This window comes from Paraburkholderia piptadeniae (assembly GCF_900007165.1).
Lineage (GTDB): Bacteria > Pseudomonadota > Gammaproteobacteria > Burkholderiales > Burkholderiaceae > Paraburkholderia > Paraburkholderia piptadeniae.
In genome coordinates, this window is the sequence record NZ_CYGY02000052.1 from 21,099 (window position 1) to 21,496 (window position 398).

1 protein-coding gene is annotated in these 398 nt (G+C 63.1%); it reads left to right on the forward strand.

What is annotated here, in order from left to right:
- Positions 1–398, forward strand: a 398-nt coding sequence (locus tag BN2476_RS48460) for an NAD(P)(+) transhydrogenase (Re/Si-specific) subunit beta (RefSeq protein ID WP_235850982.1), incomplete at both ends; no start/stop codon positions are given.

The following is a 398-nucleotide window of genomic DNA, read 5'->3' on the forward strand; positions in this document are numbered from 1 at the left end:
GGCAACCGGATCGAACTCTTCATCGGCACGTTCGTCGGCGCGATTACCTTCAGCGGCTCGGTGATCGCGTTCGGCAAGCTGTCGGGCAAGTACAAGTTCCGGCTGTTCCAGGGCGCACCCGTCGTCTATGCGGGCCAGCATCTGATCAACCTGCTGCTCGCGCTCGCGATGATCGGCTTCGGCGTGATCTTCTTCCTCACGCAATCGTGGCTGCCGTTCATCATCATGACGCTGATCGCGTTCGCGCTGGGCGTGCTGATCATCATCCCGATCGGCGGCGCGGACATGCCCGTGGTCGTGTCGATGCTGAACTCGTACTCGGGCTGGGCGGCGGCGGGCATCGGCTTCTCGCTGAACAACGCGATGCTGATCATCGCCGGTTCGCTGGTCGGCTCGTC